12 protein-coding genes are annotated in these 16169 nt (G+C 52.8%); 3 read left to right on the top strand and 9 right to left on the bottom strand.

The features are described from left to right. Positions 1-42 precede the first annotated feature (42 nt). The 8 genes from H7F31_RS15505 to H7F31_RS15470 all read right to left on the bottom strand — a co-directional run bounded on the left by H7F31_RS15505 (position 43) and on the right by H7F31_RS15470 (position 9778). The gene (locus tag H7F31_RS15505) at positions 43-606 is read right to left on the bottom strand and encodes a Uma2 family endonuclease (protein ID WP_187104919.1); all 564 of its coding nucleotides are present in this window, start codon (positions 604-606) and stop codon (positions 43-45) included. Between the two features lie 200 nt (positions 607-806). Next, the gene (locus H7F31_RS15500; RefSeq protein WP_187104918.1) at positions 807-1808 is read right to left on the bottom strand and encodes a Gfo/Idh/MocA family protein; all 1002 of its coding nucleotides are present in this window, start codon (positions 1806-1808) and stop codon (positions 807-809) included. 20 nt (positions 1809-1828) lie between these two features. After that, positions 1829-3010, bottom strand: a complete 1182-nt coding sequence (gene nagA, locus H7F31_RS15495; RefSeq protein WP_187104917.1) for an N-acetylglucosamine-6-phosphate deacetylase — start codon at positions 3008-3010, stop codon at positions 1829-1831. A gap of 26 nt (positions 3011-3036) precedes the next feature. Continuing rightward, a complete protein-coding gene (locus H7F31_RS15490; RefSeq protein ID WP_187104916.1) occupies positions 3037-5025 on the bottom strand; it encodes an alpha/beta hydrolase family protein in 1989 nt (662 codons plus the stop codon). 80 nt (positions 5026-5105) lie between these two features. Next, positions 5106-6350 (bottom strand): Gfo/Idh/MocA family protein, encoded by a 1245-nt coding sequence (locus tag H7F31_RS15485; RefSeq protein ID WP_187104915.1) that lies wholly within the window; start codon positions 6348-6350, stop codon positions 5106-5108. 67 nt (positions 6351-6417) lie between these two features. Further along, positions 6418-7287 (bottom strand): carbohydrate ABC transporter permease, encoded by an 870-nt coding sequence (locus H7F31_RS15480; protein WP_187104914.1) that lies wholly within the window; start codon positions 7285-7287, stop codon positions 6418-6420. A 13-nt stretch (positions 7288-7300) separates the two neighbouring features. Further along, entirely contained in the window at positions 7301-8224 is a 924-nt protein-coding gene (locus H7F31_RS15475) for an ABC transporter permease (RefSeq protein ID WP_187104913.1), read from the bottom strand. 21 nt (positions 8225-8245) lie between these two features. Next, positions 8246-9778 carry an extracellular solute-binding protein gene (locus H7F31_RS15470; RefSeq protein WP_187104912.1) on the bottom strand — a complete coding sequence of 511 codons (1533 nt, stop codon included), beginning with the start codon at positions 9776-9778 and terminating at the stop codon, positions 8246-8248. Positions 9779-10037: 259 nt separating this feature from the next. Between H7F31_RS15470 and H7F31_RS15465 the strand changes: the two genes are divergently transcribed. Then, complete coding sequence (locus tag H7F31_RS15465) at positions 10038-11828, top strand: sensor histidine kinase (RefSeq protein ID WP_187104911.1); 1791 nt, start codon at positions 10038-10040, stop codon at positions 11826-11828. Continuing rightward, positions 11806-13467, top strand: a complete 1662-nt coding sequence (locus H7F31_RS15460; RefSeq protein ID WP_187104910.1) for a response regulator — start codon at positions 11806-11808, stop codon at positions 13465-13467. The genes H7F31_RS15465 and H7F31_RS15460 overlap by 23 nt, the downstream gene beginning before the upstream one ends. Positions 13468-13476: 9 nt before the next feature. Here H7F31_RS15460 and H7F31_RS15455 read toward each other — a convergent pair whose 3' ends face one another. Further along, positions 13477-14292, bottom strand: a complete 816-nt coding sequence (locus H7F31_RS15455; RefSeq protein ID WP_187104909.1) for a helix-turn-helix domain-containing protein — start codon at positions 14290-14292, stop codon at positions 13477-13479. A 189-nt stretch (positions 14293-14481) separates the two neighbouring features. Here H7F31_RS15455 and H7F31_RS15450 point away from each other — a divergent pair, with 189 nt between their 5' ends. Beyond that, positions 14482-15960 (top strand): FAD-dependent oxidoreductase, encoded by a 1479-nt coding sequence (locus H7F31_RS15450; RefSeq protein WP_187105376.1) that lies wholly within the window; start codon positions 14482-14484, stop codon positions 15958-15960. Positions 15961-16169 lie beyond the last annotated feature (209 nt).

Here is a 16169-nt window from a genome sequence, read left to right as displayed (position 1 = left end):
GTTTATCATACAGCTTGTCCCGGCAACCGGGCAAGCTTCATCTCACAGATCATCCTCAAAGACGACCGATAATTCAATCGTCAGACACGGAACAACTACCGAGACAAGACGATCTTCTTCGGTTAACGTCGCGGCAAGACGGTATTGTCCTTCTACCAGAACGTATTGCTCCACCAGCTTATAGATGGGGTCAGCCAGCCAATACTCCTTGACGCCAAACTTCTCATAACCCGATTTTTTGATCGTTTTGTCCCTACGCGCTGTGCTCTCCGACAGAATTTCTACTACCAGATTTGGGACGCCGAACACAAAACCGTCGCGGATAATGCCTTTATTGTCATTGGCGATATAGATTATATCCGGCTGAAAAACATTGATGTCGTCAAAATGCACGTCCATGGGCGCCATTAAAATTTTCCCGTCCGATGCACAGGCAGAATGGAAGGCCAAGTGTAACTTTCCCAGCAAATTCTGGTGGACATACTTGGGCGAGGAGAGAAAATCATACCGGACGCCCTCGATAATTTCATAACGTTCGTCAATCAAATAGCGCGGATGATGCTCCTTCAATTTATCGCGCTTGTTGTCTTTCTTCCCGTCACCCATCGTTTCATTCTCCCTTCTTCCATGCAAAAACACCCTGCAAGCGTCACATGTTCGTGCACGGCTATGCGGGGTGCTTCCCTGCGTTCTTCCCTTATTATGGACAAATTTGTCGACTGGTGTCAATATTGTATTCCACGCAGACGTTCCCGACAACATTCGCCCTCTCTCCACGAATCAACACCGAGCCGTTATGCCGATTATCATGTCGCAGCTCCACCTTCCATGTATTGCTCCTTCCCGGAAGCAGCCGATGCATAGACCGTCTCCAACACCCGGATGACGTCTCTGCCGTACTTTGGCGGACAACTGGTTTCCCCGCCGCCCGCAATGGCTTGAAGCAAATTTCCGTACTGCAATTCGAACGGCGCGGCGGAACGCGGCACGTCCACCTGCTCGTACGGTCCCCCCGTGCTGACCCACAGGCTGTCTCCCGTCATCAGCTTGAGCATCCCTTTTGTACCGATGATTTCCGTTTCGTTGCGGGCGGCTCCGATATATCCCGCTTGTACGATCGTGGCCGGCATGCCGTTTTCCAGCTCCAAATAAACCAGCCCGCTGCCTTCCACGTTTCCCCGGCTGCCATGATAGCTGACCGAGGCGTTTACCTTGCGTACCGCACTGCCGGCCAGCCATTGAATCTTATCGATGGAATGCGTGCCGAGGTTGGCAAGAATGCCCCCGCCGGATTTCGTTTTCTCCAGAAACCAGTCGGGCCTGGACGATCGGTAATAATCCATATGGCGGATATCGTTCATCATAACCAGCGAACCGATCGCCCCGCTGTCGATCATTGTTTTCGCCATGATATTTTCCGCCATGTAATGCTGCGTATGCCCGACGAGCACCCGAACATCCGCAAGCTGAGCCGCATGAATGATTTCATCGCATTCCGCGGTAGATAACGCCATCGGTTTCTCCAGCATCATATGGCAGCCATAGGAAGCGGCAAATAACGCGGCCTCCTTATGCAAATAATGCGGCAGCGCAATCGCGACGATGTCCGGCCTTTCCGAGGTAATCATCTCGCGATAGTCCCGGTAATCAGCGACGCCGAATTGAGCGGCAAGCTCTCCCGCCCGTTCCGCGTTCAGATCCGCAACCGCGCAAGCCCGCAGTCCCTCCATCTCGGCAATCGCGCCAAAATGATGGCCGGCGATGGCGCCGGCTCCGATGACGGCAACCGTCCGTTCGACATTTGCCATTATGCATCTACTCCCTCGTATCAGATGTGTGCGTTCCGATCTACGATCGTCCGACCGCGGACGACCGTCATTAACAGCTCATACCGATCGTCAACGACAATCATATCGGCGTCCTTTCCCGCTTCAAGCGTCCCTTTGCGACCATCTGCACCTGCTTGCCTTGCAGGCACGCTCGTAAAGGATGGCAGCACTTGCTCCACAGGCAGACCGGTAAAACGCATCGTGTTGCGCAGCGCCGCAATCATCGTCAAGGAGCTTCCCGCCAACGTGGAGCGATCCCTGGAATAGATCTGCCCGTTTTCCATGACGGAATCGCCGTATTCGCCATCCGGCAGACCGGCGCATAACATCGCGTCCGTAATCATGCAGATGCGCGATACGGGTTTTGTCAGGAAAGTCAGCCGAATCACCTCGGGATGGCAGTGGATGCCGTCCGCGATAAGTTCGACCGTCAGCTCCGGAAGCAGCAGCCCTGCTCCGGCGGCCCCAGGCTCCCGATGATGGAACGGCCGCATGCCGTTAAAGTGATGCGTCGTATGCGAGACGCCATGCCGCACGGATTCTTCCATCTCGGCGAACGTCGCGTCGGTATGCCCGGCCGAGACGGTAACCCCGGCGGCGGCGAAAGCCGCTACGGCCGCTAATCCTCCCGGCAGCTCCGGCGCAAGCGTTGCAAGCCGCATGGTTCCCCGCGCTGCCGCAAGGAAGCCGTCTATCATCCTGGCGTCCGGATTGCGGATAAACGATTTGCTCTGCGCGCCAGCCCGCTTCGCATTCAGGAACGGTCCTTCAAGATGGGAGCCTAACAACTCCGCTCCCGACACGCCGCTTAACGTCGTATCCGCCGTCGCCTCCAGAACGCCGCCGATCCTATCCGGATCATCCGTCATCAGCGTCGCAAGAAACGATGTTGTGCCATGCTCCGCGTGAAACCGGCTCATGCCGTCGAGATGCTCGGTTGTACCTGCCATAGTCTCGAACCCCCCGCCGCCGTGTACATGAACGTCGATAAGGCCGGGCAGCAATAAAGCGCCTTGCAGATCCTTCGTTTGGCTGACACTTGTACGAGGCGGCAACAGCCTCCCGTCCCCAAACTCTCCTACTTCCACAATGACCCCATTGTCATCCACCAGCACATATCCGTCCGGCAGCAGTCCGGCAGGCGTCGCAATTGTGGCATTATGCCATAATGTATTTGACATGTGATTCCTCCTCCCGCATGCAGCGACTAGAACTTGACGATACGGCCGACATCCGGCATATCAACGATGCGAATCCTCTTGGTATCCCGAAATGCTTCAATAAGCTCAGGCAGATCGAAGTGCCGCAGCACTCCGTACCAATGATTGCGGACATCGTACGGGTAGAAACGCGTCTCCGCCATGTCGGCGAAGGAGCCCGGCATATTCTCAAGATAAATCTCATCCACCCGATCGTCCACGATTCCGGCGAGCAAGGCATAGATAGCGCCATATCCTTGACCCGCGATGCCAAGCTTCGTCCCGGGATCCCGCTGCGCCGCGTAGTCGAGCGCCCTCAGCGCGTCGAATACGCGCATTCCCGCGAGCGGCCGATCGAGCATGCGGGCATCGCAGCCCAGCTTATATTCCGTGCCGAACATCATGTCATATTGTCTCCCGTTCACGGCTCTGCTGAGGAACGCCCCGGTCCCTCTGGGATCGAAAGCGAATACGCGGCTCTCCGCCGTCAACGACGTTATCCAATCATTCTCCGTATGAATGCCGTCCGTCCCCTTATCGAGCAACAGGACAGTAGTTCGGTCACAAGAATTCCCCTCCCGCTCGATCATGATACCGCCGACCATCATATTCGGCTCGCTAAAGAATAGCGTGCTCTCGCGGAGGAAGGCCTGCTCCATGAGGCAGCCCTCCCGGTCGACTCGCTCTGTACCCACGATTCGCGGCCGGATGGGATCGTCACCTGCCGGCATGCGCAGCCAGGCGGCAACCTCTGCTCGCATCCGCCGGGGATCGCGCGCCAGCTCGCGCAGGCCGCGCCGCAGCTCCGGCAACGCCGCCGCGTTGTCCGCCTGCACCGACACGGCGTTGGCGTATTCCTGCAGCACCTGTCCGGTCAGCGTACATTGCAGCGTAGCCGTACTCTCAGGCGTTATGCTCCCGGATAACGTTGCCGATTGCCCTTGCCCCAGCAGCCTCTTGACGAACCAGGAGACGACGATGCCCCTCAGCTCGTCATTGAAGGCATGCGTCCCTTTGGCGAGCCCCAGCTCGACATCATCCTCTTTGCCGTAGATCGCATATACCTGCTTTGCCCTGTCGTAACTGTCCAGCGTCCCCTCAATGCAGAAGAAATCCGACTCCACGGCTCCGATCAGCGCCGGCTTCGGCGCGAACAAGGTCATATAGTCGTCATAATCCATCCCCGCAGCAATCGCGCCATCCCATATTTGTTCTCCATCCTGCGGCTGCCCGGTCTTCATATAGGCTTCGCGGGAGGAAATGTACGTACACGGAGCGGCGGCGGCGATCCGATCATCCGCGATCATCGCCATAATCGTTTGGATACCCCCGCCGGAATTGCCGGTAATGCCGATCCGTGTACTGTCAACCTCTGCAACTGTACACAAATAATCGACGGAGCGAATCAGATCCCATACGAAATAACGGACGATATGCCTTCCCGCAAGCTCGCACTGCTGCCCCAGGTACGTATGCTCCGCATGCCAGCGGACGATCGTCCTGCCCGCCTCTGCATCGTAACCTTGCATTCGCTCGCCATGCGAGACCGGGTCGACGGCAAGTACGACGAACCCGTTACTGACCAGCTCCATGCATACCTTCTGGTAGATTGGCGCCGCCTTGCCCGCTTCGATATGGCCGCACGCGAACAGGATCGCAGGATACGGCCCGGCGCCTGCGGTCGGCACATAGAGATTGGCGGTTACGTATACGCCGGGCAGACTTTGATAGACGATCTTCCTGATCTGGTAGCTGCCGCGATCCACAATGCCTGTGCATACGTCTCCCAGCGGCGTCCTGCTCTCCGGCAGGCCGCCGATCATTGCCATGAAATACTCCTTCAATCCCGCTTTGCGACGTTCGAACGACTTCACATCGCGCAGCCCGTCCTTCACTTCCCGATCCCGTGCGAAATAATCGTCTGCCAGCCGCTTCAAGTAATCGGGAAGCTGCGTCCCGATATCGTAATAACCGCTGGCATAGCTGCCGAATCCCATGATGATTCCATCTCCTTTTGGAACAACCTCTATAAGAATGGTCCCCATGGCCGCTTGAATAGCGGTGGGGACCATCATCGTTATTGCATTGCCGCCGCGTATTCGCTCATCGTCACCGTCTCCCCCGTCATCCGGGAGTGCTCCGCCGCGAATGCAAGCAGATGACTGCGAGCCGAGACGAGTCCCGGCGACTTCCCTTGCGCGTCTCCTTGTTCCAACTGCTTTACGAAATCCATCATCATCTTCGTGTCCGCGCCGCCATGGCCGCCTTCGATCGTCTCCGGCGTCACCTTGTAGCGTTCGCCGTTAAAGCGGATAATCTCGATCTCGTTCAGCTTGTCATACCCTCGAATTTCGCCCGCTGTGCCCATGATCTTGAAGCTGCGGGTGTTGTCCGTCGAGAAGGCGGACATCGTGAACGAGACCGTCACCTCGTTGTCGAACAATAGATTGACGACCTGATGGTCGACAACATCGTTGTCGCAATGGAAGACGCATCTGCCGTAAGGCCCTTCCTTAAGCGCTTGCCAGCGCGTCTCCAGCTTGGGTGTCAGCGATACGATGCTTTGCGGCCATTCGTCTTTCTCGTTGTAATACCACTTGATCGCGGAGAACGGACATTCATGCTCCACCTTGCAGCCGTCCGTGCAACGCTTCGTCGATCCTTCCGGCGCGTTCTCCGGTTTAAAGTACGACAAGCTGCCGAAGGAGGATACCTTCAAGCATTCGCCTCCAACAATATGCTGAATCATGTCCATGTCGTGGCAGCTCTTGGCAAGAATCATCGGACTTGTCTCGTCCTTGCGCCGCCAATTGCCGCGCACGAAGCTGTGCGCCTGATGCCAATAGCCGACGTTTTCGGTCCACTGGATGTTCATGATCCGGCCGATGACGCGGCTGTCCACAAGCTCCTTCAGTTTGCTGAAGTAGGTGGCGTAGCGCATCGTGTGGCATACGCTGAGCGCGCGGCCGAGCCGCTCCGCCTTCTGCGCGATTTCCAGCGATTCCTGCGGACTTGTCGCCATCGGCTTCTCCAATATAAGATCATAGCCGAGGTCCAGCGCCCGCATGGCAGGATTGTAATGATCGGCATCTTGCGTGCAGATGAACAGCGCCCTGCATATCTGCGGCTCCGCAAGCAGCTCCTCCCACCTTGAGAACACTCGCTCCGGCGGGATGCCATGTTCCCTGGCGAACCGTTCCCGCTTCTCGTCGTTCGGCTCCGCAACTGCCACGAATTTGATTTCATTCGGCCGTTTCAGCGCATAGGAGGCATAAGCGAACATCCCCCTTCCGCCGGCGCCAAGCAATGCCGCTTCAATCATGTCGATCCACTTCCCATCCGTATAGTAATTCTATCGTTGACTGCGCGAGGGGACGTCGGTTGCCCGATTACCCCTTCACCGATCCTAACATGACGCCTTTGACAAAATATTTCTGAAGAAAGGGATACAGGAACAGTATCGGCAGCGTGGTCGCCATGATCGTCGCGAACTTCAGCGCGTCCGTCGTGACGAGGTCTCCTCCTACCGTCGACTGCACCGCCATCTCCGCATCCAGCGTTCCCTTGATGATCAGATCCCTGAGGATCATCGTAAGCGGGAACAAATCCGGATTTCTTAAATAGATGATCGCGCTATAAAAATTGTTCCAGATGCCAACGGCCGAAAATAAGCCGATTGCCGCGTACACCGCTTTGGACAGCGGCATGACGATCCGGAAAAACAACCCGATGTCGTTCAAGCCGTCGATTCGGCCGGAATCGTACAATTCTTCCGGCAGCCCTTCGAAAAAGGTCCGGAATACAAGCAGATTAAACGTGCCTACCGCTCCAGGCAGCACCATCGCCCACATCGTATTCAGAATGCCCAGTTCCTTGACGACGAGAAAGCTCGGGATCATTCCCCCGCCGAACAAAATAGTGAATACGATCGCCAGCATGATGCCCTTGCGGAAGATCATGCGTTTCTGCGACAAGGCGAAGGCGCCCATTGAGGTCGCCATAAGCGCAATCGCCGTTCCCACCGCCGCATACATAATCGTATTGCGGTAGCCGATGCCGATGCGCGGATCGTTAAACACCGTTTTGTACCAGCCCAGCGTAAAGTCGACCGGCCAGAAATTCACCTTGCCTTGCATAACGGACAACTCTCCGCTTAACGACACGCTGATCATATACCAGAAGGGATAGAGGGTGACCGCGATGAGCCCAAGCATAAGGATGATATTGACGATATCGAAGAGACCTGTTTTGTTTCTCATGTTCTGTCCTCCCCTACCACAAGCTGGTTTCCTGCGTTCGTTTGGCCAGACGGTTCGTTGCTACGATCAGGATGAACCCGACTACGCCGTTGAACACGCCGATTGCCGTCGCATAACTGAAGTTGCCCTGCAAGAGTCCCACTCTGTACGTATATGTTGAGAAAATATCCGCCGTCGCGTAGACCATGGGGTTGTAGAGAAGGAATACTTTCTCGAAGCCCGTACCCAGCAGCCCCCCGATATTGAGGATGAGCAGGATTATGATGACGGGGACGATGCCGGGAATCGATACATGCAGCATCCGCTTCCATCTGCCCGCTCCGTCCAGCTCGGCCGCCTCGTACAAATGAGGGTCGACTGCCGTTAACGCGGCCAAATAAATAATCGTTCCCCAGCCTACGCCTTGCCAGATCCCGGAGGAAACGTAAATCGTTCGGAAAAATTCGGATTTCGACAAGAAATAAACGGGATCCGCACCAAAAATACCGATGATTTTGTTCACCAATCCTCCATCAGGCGACAGGAACATCGTAATCATGCTGACGATGACGACATTGGAGACGAAGTGCGGCAAATAACTGACCGTCTGCACCGTGCGCTTGAAGATGCTGCTGCGCAGCTCGTTCAAGAGCAAAGCGAGGATGATCGGCGCCGGGAAACCCCAGACGAGCGAATACACGCCTAGCAGGAACGTATTGCGGAGCAAAAGCAGGAAATCGGGATTTTCGAACAGGAAAATCCGGAAATATTTGAGGCCTACCCAATCGCTGGCCCATACGCCTGCAAAAGTGTTGTAATCCTTGAAGGCTACCACAATGCCGAACATCGGAGCATATTCGAAGATCAGGTAGAACAGGGCTGCGGGCAAGAACAATAACAGCAAATATTTGCTATCGTCCAATCTCTTCAAAAATGGTCTTCTTCGGATGCCGTTCATATTATGGTAGCCCTCCCTTCCTTATTGCTGCGAACGGGCATACGCCTGTTCGAACACATTCAGCACATCGCTGAGGCCAAGATCGTTAATGCCCTTTACATACGCGTCCCACTCGCTCATCGGACGTTGGCCGATAATGAATTTGCTGACATTTTCGGAAACGAACTTGGAAATAGCCTGTTGCTTGAGCGAAATCGACTCTCTTTCTTCCTTCGTAAATGTAGCAACCTGTCCGGCAGGGGCAATATGTTTGCCTGCTTCCATATAAGAAGCCTTTGTTTCTTCATTAAACAACGATATATTGGCTTCATTATCAAACCAGGCGTTAACGCCGGCAGTACGGAGACCGAAGCTGACTGCGCGAGTCGCTGTATCCTTGACGATTGGCAAATATTTATTTTTACCGTCAACCTTCTCGAACGTAATGCCCTCTACGCCCCAGCTGACAACTTCTTTTGCTTTCTCCGTAAACATGGAATCGATAAATCGGAACGCCGCTTCTTTGTTCTTCGAGTTGGACGCTACCGTCAGCCCTTCCTGGAACCTGAATTCCTTGCCGTGGTAGCCCGGATTTCCAGCTCCGCCCGGAGGGGTAAACTGAGCCATCTTGAATTCCGGATTTTCTCCTCTAGCCAAGTTATTAAAGCTGTCAATCTGGCCGATGTAGCCATACACGATAAACGATTGATTGGTCGTAATCATTTCATTGCGCTTGTTCTCGTCCAGACTTCCAAATTCGACAGGAATGAGCTTCGCCGCATAAGCATCCACAAGGAACTGAAGCGCTTGCTTGTAGCTTTCTTCCGTCGGGCCGTACTGCCATTTTTTCGATTGTTCGTTATAATAAAACGTGTTGGCGGTACCGAAGCTCAGAGCGATCTGGTTCATAGTGCCCCAGTTCGGCACAAACAATGGATAGCTGTCCGGATACAGCTCTTTCAGCTTCACCAGTACGTCGAAGAGCTCTTCGTACGTCTTCGGCACTGCAAGATTATTTTTCAGGAAGATATCCTCGCGATACAGCCATAATCCGTCCCAATCGCCGTATGCGCCCTGCGCAGGGTTCATGTACAGCTTGCCGTCGGTAGACAGCAGCGCGTCCGTAATTTCCTGATGCTCCGAGATCCATGCTTGCAGGTTCGGCATTTGATCCATATGATCCAGCAGGTTGACAAGCGCTCCTTCGCCGCCATGTTTGTGGATAATATCCGGACCGGACATCCACATCAGATCGGGCATATCTCCGGAAGCGATAACTAATGGAATCGCCTCCCACCAGTCGCCCTGATAACCGCTGACATCAAGTTGCACGTTGGCAAGTTTGCCAAGCTCCCGATAGACAAGCCAATCCTTGTTTACCGGCCACGAAGGATGACTCTGAACCATCATCGTCAGCTTGGTCGGCGGCTGCTCGCTTGGTTCCTTGGTCGCATCCGCAACCGGTTCGCTGCTGTTCGGGCTTGCTGCAGGCGGATTGTTGTTCCCCGATGAACAAGCCGCAATCATGGCTGTCAGCAGGATAAGCGTTATTGCCATAGACCATTTTCTTCTCATACCATTACTCCCCTTCGTATTGGTTGCTGAATTCGTTTGCTCTTTTATCATAATTCACCTGCTGTTCTACCGAAATAAACCGATGCTTACTATCGGCGACCATTGTCGCCTTATTTGGCATCTCCGTCAAAATCGTGCCGCTTCCTGCTTTGTAAGACAACGTAAACAATGGTTTGGGTAAGTTAAATATGGTTAGGACCGCAACTCTATTCGGATTTGCTATACTTATAGGAAGGAAGTCGATCAGAGGGGGGTTCGTTTGAACCAGCTTAGCAGGCTCATAACCAGCTTCATAGGGAATCAATCGATTCTGTCGAAATTGATCGCAAGTCTATTATTGATCGTAACGCCTCTATATGTATTCAACTTTATCGTAACGAATATCGGCGCCGAAAATAATCGCAAGGAAATCGAACAGGCGCTCAGAAACTCCTTGCAATCCTACAACAATATTATGGACAGCGAGTTTCTGCGGATTCAGCAGATGCTCAGGAACAGCGCGCTGGACATCGCGATTGCCCATGTCGAGTTGGACGCGGCGAATCTGACTCACATGGAGAAGTCGATGTTCTTCGGCGAGGTCGGTCCCTATCTCAGCCGTATTCAATATTCGTCAAGATTTATCAAAGACACGACAGCCTTGCTGCCTCTTCTCGACACAACCCAATCTACTATAGCAGGCCTGCGAAAGTTTGATTCCGGTCTGTTCGAGGCGCTGCGCCTGCCCTCCAAGCCGATCATCCGCCAGGATGATCAATTGTTCATCAACGCACCCTTCGTCACAACATCCGACCGGAAGGACAGCATGTTTATCCTTGCCGTGCAAATCTCGGAACCTACCGTAGCTGCGTATCTTTCCAAAATCATGAACTTTAATAGAAGCGGCGCCGTACTGTTTGATTCGGAAGGCACATGGAGTGTTGAATCCGGCCATGACGAGCTTGCCACAACCGAAATCAGACAGCTGCTGTCCGCCAAACAATTGGAGCTGCATGCCCAAACCGCCGGTCCGCAAATCATGACGCACAAGATACAAGGCGAACCCTATTTGATTGTTTATGAGCCGGCCGCCAATACGAACATGATGCTTGCCGCTTTTGCTCCCGAAGATGAAATCTATGGTTCTTTGTCGATATACAAAACGTTTTTTTATTCGCTGTCTATCCTTACAATTCTTGTCATCATCCTGTTTTCCTTTGGACTTTACAGAATTATTCATAAGCCGTTAAAGACCCTGATGCAAGCGTTCCGCAAAGTCGAAATCGGACAGATGCGATTTACGCTTAAGCATCGGAATGACGATGAATTCGGTTATTTGTACAGGCGCTTCAATAACATGACGGAAACGCTCGACAATATGGTCAACGTCGTCTATGAGCAGAGATTGCTCGGCCAGCGCTCCGAGCTCAAACGACTGCAGTCGCAAATCAACCCGCATTTCCTGTACAACAGCTTTTTCGTCCTGCAGCGATTGATTCATTCCGGCAAACGGGATACGGCCATTCAGTTCGCGGGGTACCTTGGACGTTACTTCCAATACATTACAAGAGACGCCTCTGACGAAATCGCCCTCTTGGAAGATTCGCTTCACGCTCAGGCATATGTCGATATTCAATCCGTATGTTTTGATGAACATGTGTCCGTTTCTTATGAAGCCGTGCCGGACGCCATCAAGCGGTTTATGGTGCCTAGAATGATTATTCAGCCGCTCATAGAAAATAGCTTTGAGCACGCCTTCGAGAAGCAGCTGCAGCAGGGGTTCCTTCGCGTCAGCTTCGCGTACGATGATGAGTTCGTTGTCGTCAACATCGACGATAACGGCAATCAACTGGCGGATGAACAATTGGCGCAGATGACTGCAAGGCTTGAGCAAGGAACCCATCAGATGGAGGAGAGCACAGGGATGATCAACGTACATCGGCGCATTCGGCTTAAATTCGGAGAGACATCCGGACTCCAACTGTCGAGAAGCGAGCTTGGCGGCTTGCGCATTCAGATCGTAATGGAGAGAAAGGAAGTGGTTCCGGATGCTCAAGCTCCTCATCGTTGACGACATGCGCATTATCGCGGACGGATTATACGAGCTGTTCAGCGAGGATCAGAGAATTCCTCTTGAGGTGCACAAAGCTTATTCGGCGCCCGGAGCGTTCGCCATTATGCAGGATCGGCATATCGATATCATTGTGACCGACATCAAAATGCCGGAGGTGTCGGGGCTGGATCTGCTTCGCGAGGTCAAACAGCGGCAGCCGCACTGCAAGGTGATCTTTCTCACCAGCTACCATGATTTCGAGTTCGCTCGAGAAGCGATTACGCTTGGCGGCTTCGACTTTATTTTAAAGACGGAAGGCGATGCTAGAATCCAGGATTCGGTCTATCAAGCAGCGGAGAGGGTACTGGAAGAACGAAACTCCCAGGCGCTTGTGGCCAAGGCGCATGCCCAGTTCCGGCTCGCCCTGCCTTCCCTGCAGCGGGAATTTCTGATCGAGCTGCTTCAAGGCAGGCGCGTGCCCGGCAACGAACGGCATGAACAATTCCGTGCGCTAGACATCCCTCTTCATCCGCATAAGCCGGTCTATCTTGTCATTGCAAGAATCGACCGTTGGAAACAATCCATGACCTGGTCGGACCGTGCTCTTCTGCTCTATTCCGTACGCAATATTATGAACGAATATTTGTCTCCCAAAGTACGGCTCGTCACGTTCAATCTGGATACCTCCCATGTAGCGGGATTGTGGCAGCCTATCGATTCGTCGGAGGAAACACAAGAAACAGGCAAAACCTATCGATTCTTCTACGGAACGCTCGAGACCATCCAGCACTCCTGCCGAGAGCTGCTCCAGCTCCACCTTTCGGTCATTCTCGGCTCCTCTTCGTTATGGGAGAATATCGGCGACAGACTCCTCCGCCTGAAATTTTTGCTGCAGAACGGAATCGGGCTGAATCATGAACTGCTGACAACGGAAGAAGAGCTGATGAGCAATCGGAATTCTGCGGCTTCCCCCACGGCGGACGCGCTGGAAGCCGGCGTGTTCCTTAAGCTCGCTCAATTCTCGTCTTTGTCCGGACTGCTGGCAAGCGGCAAGCGCGAAGAGTTTCTGGATCTGTACGAGAACCTGATCACAACCGTAAAAATGGCCGGCGACCATGTCGGCTTGCGGCTGGAAACGCTGCATTTTCTGGCGCATTTGTTCCTCGTTTATATGAACCGTCGGCAACTCATTCCTGCCATTTCGGAGAAATTCGGGCTGGAGCCCATTCTGAATATCAAGCCTGCACTCGACTGGACGATCTACACCAATTATTACCGCGATTTGGCCCTGTACTTGTTCGAAAATGTCACGACCGATCAAAAGAACCACTCTGACCGCTTGGTGCAGGACATCGAGAAATACATCGTAGAACATCTGCATACCGATCTATCCTTGACCCGGCTTGGAGAACATGTTCATCTAAATCCGACCTATCTCTCCCGGTTGTACAAACAAATTACAGGCAAAGGCATCTCGGACTATATTATGGAAACCCGAATCGAGAAGTCCAAGCTGCTGCTCGCTCGCCAAGATAAGCGCATTCACGAGATCGCTCTTGAAGTCGGATACCAATCCGGTATAGCCTTCACCCGGTTTTTCCGAAAAATTATGAACGTCTCCCCTCAAGAATATCGGGACATGCAGCAAGAGCGTTAAAGATGAGGATCATGTCTCGTTCGATATCGACGATCGCTTCGGCTTTTTCCTTCTCAGTTCTTTCAGAAGTACCGAGGGCGGGAAACCGTACATTTTTTTGAACACGCGATTGAAGTACGCTTGGTCGCAGAAACCTACATATTCAGCGGCTTGACCGATGTTGACATCTTGATGAAACAATAAATCGCGAGCCGCTGAAACCTTCACTTGATTGATATATTCCGTTAAGGAAATGCCGGTTAGCCGCTTGTATACCGACGATATATAGTTCGGGGAGCGGTCCATCAGCTTCGCAAGCATGTCCACGCGAATATCCTCGCGGTAATGGGCGAGTACATAATCCTGAATGCTGCCGACCAGATTCAGCATGGGCGAAGGATGATGTTGCGCGTCCAACTCCCGGTTCATCCGACCGAGCATATCGGTCATAATGGACGCGCATATCGTCTCGTAATACGGCAGCTTCCCCATCCATTGCTGGATAAGTTGAACGAAACGTTGCTTCATGTAGTCGTGTTGACGCGTCTTGATCACTTGCGGCAATAGTTGAGTTAGTATAGGCAGCGTCAATGCAGCCTGCTCTTTCATTTCAAAGGTAGCCCAATACTTTTGATGATAATCTTCATCCTCATGGAACGCTTCTCGTACGCAGCCGTTGGGAATAAAGAGCAGATCCCCTTTTTCCAGTCGCAATTGCTCCTCGTTGATCCGGTAGATCAGCTTGCCCGAAGTAATAAGCGTCAACGCGTAAGTCACCGTACGTACCGGCTGGCGTCTCCAATCCGGATCCCGATCATCGAAACCCGCTCCGCATAACTCGATCATGTTCCCCCTCCATTCCTTTTATCATTTGACTGTAGTTTTATACAAATATAATAGATTTGTTAATCGCATTCCATCTCGTAAGGTTATACAATGAATTTAACATAGATATTTACTTCATGACAATGATTTTCGAGGGTCGTACGTGTTATTTCACCATTGATTTGTACAAAAACAGGAGGGATTATCTTGATGTACGATTTGGTTATTTACGGAGGTACGTCGGCAGGTATTGCCGCTGCCATTCAAGCGAAACGAATGGGACTTGTACCGCTTATTATCGAGCCGACGAATCGGCTTGGCGGACTTAGCACCGGTGGGCTTGGAGACACTGATTTTGGCAAATCCGCCGCAATAGGCGGTATATCTCTCCAGTTTTATCGCGAAATTGGCAAGAAATACGGTTCAGATCATCCGGCATGGATGTTCGAACCTAAGGTGGCGCTTGCCGTATTTCAAGAGTGGGTCACGAAAAATGAGATTGAAGTATGGTTCGGGGAAAGGCTCGAATTGTCAGGAGGAGCAACGAAGGAGGGCAATACCATCTCCCATATTCGACTGGAATCGGGTAGGACAGTATCCGGCCGCCTGTACATGGATGCGAGCTACGAAGGAGACTTGATGAAGGCGGCAGGCATCCGCTTTGCAACCGGGCGCGAAGCCAATCATGTGTATGGAGAACATCACAACGGCATTCAGACCGGTGTCGCCCGGTTGAATCAGTTGCCTCGCGGTATTGATCCCTATGTCGTCAAGGGAGATCCGAGCAGCGGTCTGCTGCCCGGCGTGAATTCCGATGCCGGGGGCGAGGACGGAGATGCCGACCACCGCGTACAAGCGTATTGCTTCCGTATGACCCTGACCGACGCTCCCGCCAATCGCGTCATGATCGAACGTCCGAGCGATTACGACGAGCGCGAATACGAATTGATGTTTCGTGCAATCGAACAAGGGCAGAATCGTTTCTTTAAATTGCGAATGGTGCCGAACCGCAAGACGGACTCGAACAACGACAACGGGTTCTCCACCGATTATATAGGCCGCAATTACAACTACCCGGAAGCTGACTATGAGCAACGCTCCCGTATCGTCCGGGAGCACGAGACGTATCAAAAGGGATTGGTCTGGACTTTGCAGCAGCATCCCCGCGTGCCGAAAGACATACGGAATTTCTACAAGGAATGGGGGTTGCCCCTGGACGAATTCCAGGAGAACGGTCATTGGACTCCGCAGCTCTACATCCGGGAATCCAGGCGCATGCTCGGCGAAACGGTCATGAACGAAAACCATATCTTCCTCCGGACTCCGGTAGCGGACAGCGTCGGCATGGGATCGTACAATATGGATTCCCATCATACGCAGCGTCATGTCGGCAAAGACGGCTTCGTCGTGAACGAAGGCGATGTCCAGATCGGGCTTTCTGCCCCATACCCGATCAGCTACCGCTCGATCGTGCCCAAAGAGGAAGAATGCGCGAATTTATTTGTGCCTGTATGTTTGTCCGCCTCTCATATCGCATACGGCTCCATTCGGATGGAACCCGTCTTTATGGTATTGGGTCAATCGGCCGCAACCGCGGCGGCGATGGCGATCGAAAACAATGTCAGCGTGCAGCAAGTGAACTACGACGCGCTTCGCAGCCGCTTGCTTATGGACGGGCAAGTGTTATGAGAATACCCCAATCGGCCAAACAAACCTTCGTTTGTTTGGCCGATTTTTTTATACTCTTCAAATGGAAACGCATTCAATGCGGATCGGAAAATGTTTGAACAATTATCTAGATTATGCTTTTTATCCCAGTTGTTTTATTAATAATCATGTTGTTTTTTACAAGAAAAATAAATTGCTCCTTAACGGTTAATCAAACGCAACATCGGTTT

The sequence above is a fragment of the Paenibacillus sp. PAMC21692 genome, from assembly GCF_014303795.1.
GTDB classification, from domain to species: domain Bacteria; phylum Bacillota; class Bacilli; order Paenibacillales; family Paenibacillaceae; genus Pristimantibacillus; species Pristimantibacillus agaridevorans.
Note: the sequence above shows the minus strand (reverse complement) of the source record. Positions and strands in the feature narration are given on the sequence as shown.

Excerpts from the sequence above, each read along its gene's own strand:
- H7F31_RS15505 (WP_187104919.1), bottom strand. The coding sequence starts at position 606 with ATGGGTGACGGGAAGAAAGACAACAAGCGCGATAAATTGAAGGAGCAT.
- H7F31_RS15500 (WP_187104918.1), bottom strand. The coding sequence starts at position 1,808 with ATGGCAAATGTCGAACGGACGGTTGCCGTCATCGGAGCCGGCGCCATC.
- nagA (WP_187104917.1), bottom strand. The coding sequence starts at position 3,010 with ATGTCAAATACATTATGGCATAATGCCACAATTGCGACGCCTGCCGGA.
- H7F31_RS15490 (WP_187104916.1), bottom strand. The coding sequence starts at position 5,025 with ATGGGATTCGGCAGCTATGCCAGCGGTTATTACGATATCGGGACGCAG.
- H7F31_RS15485 (WP_187104915.1), bottom strand. The coding sequence starts at position 6,350 with ATGATTGAAGCGGCATTGCTTGGCGCCGGCGGAAGGGGGATGTTCGCT.
- H7F31_RS15480 (WP_187104914.1), bottom strand. The coding sequence starts at position 7,287 with ATGAGAAACAAAACAGGTCTCTTCGATATCGTCAATATCATCCTTATG.
- H7F31_RS15475 (WP_187104913.1), bottom strand. The coding sequence starts at position 8,224 with ATGAACGGCATCCGAAGAAGACCATTTTTGAAGAGATTGGACGATAGC.
- H7F31_RS15470 (WP_187104912.1), bottom strand. The coding sequence starts at position 9,778 with ATGAGAAGAAAATGGTCTATGGCAATAACGCTTATCCTGCTGACAGCC.
- H7F31_RS15460 (WP_187104910.1), top strand. The coding sequence starts at position 11,806 with ATGCTCAAGCTCCTCATCGTTGACGACATGCGCATTATCGCGGACGGA.
- H7F31_RS15455 (WP_187104909.1), bottom strand. The coding sequence starts at position 14,292 with ATGATCGAGTTATGCGGAGCGGGTTTCGATGATCGGGATCCGGATTGG.
- H7F31_RS15450 (WP_187105376.1), top strand. The coding sequence starts at position 14,482 with ATGTACGATTTGGTTATTTACGGAGGTACGTCGGCAGGTATTGCCGCT.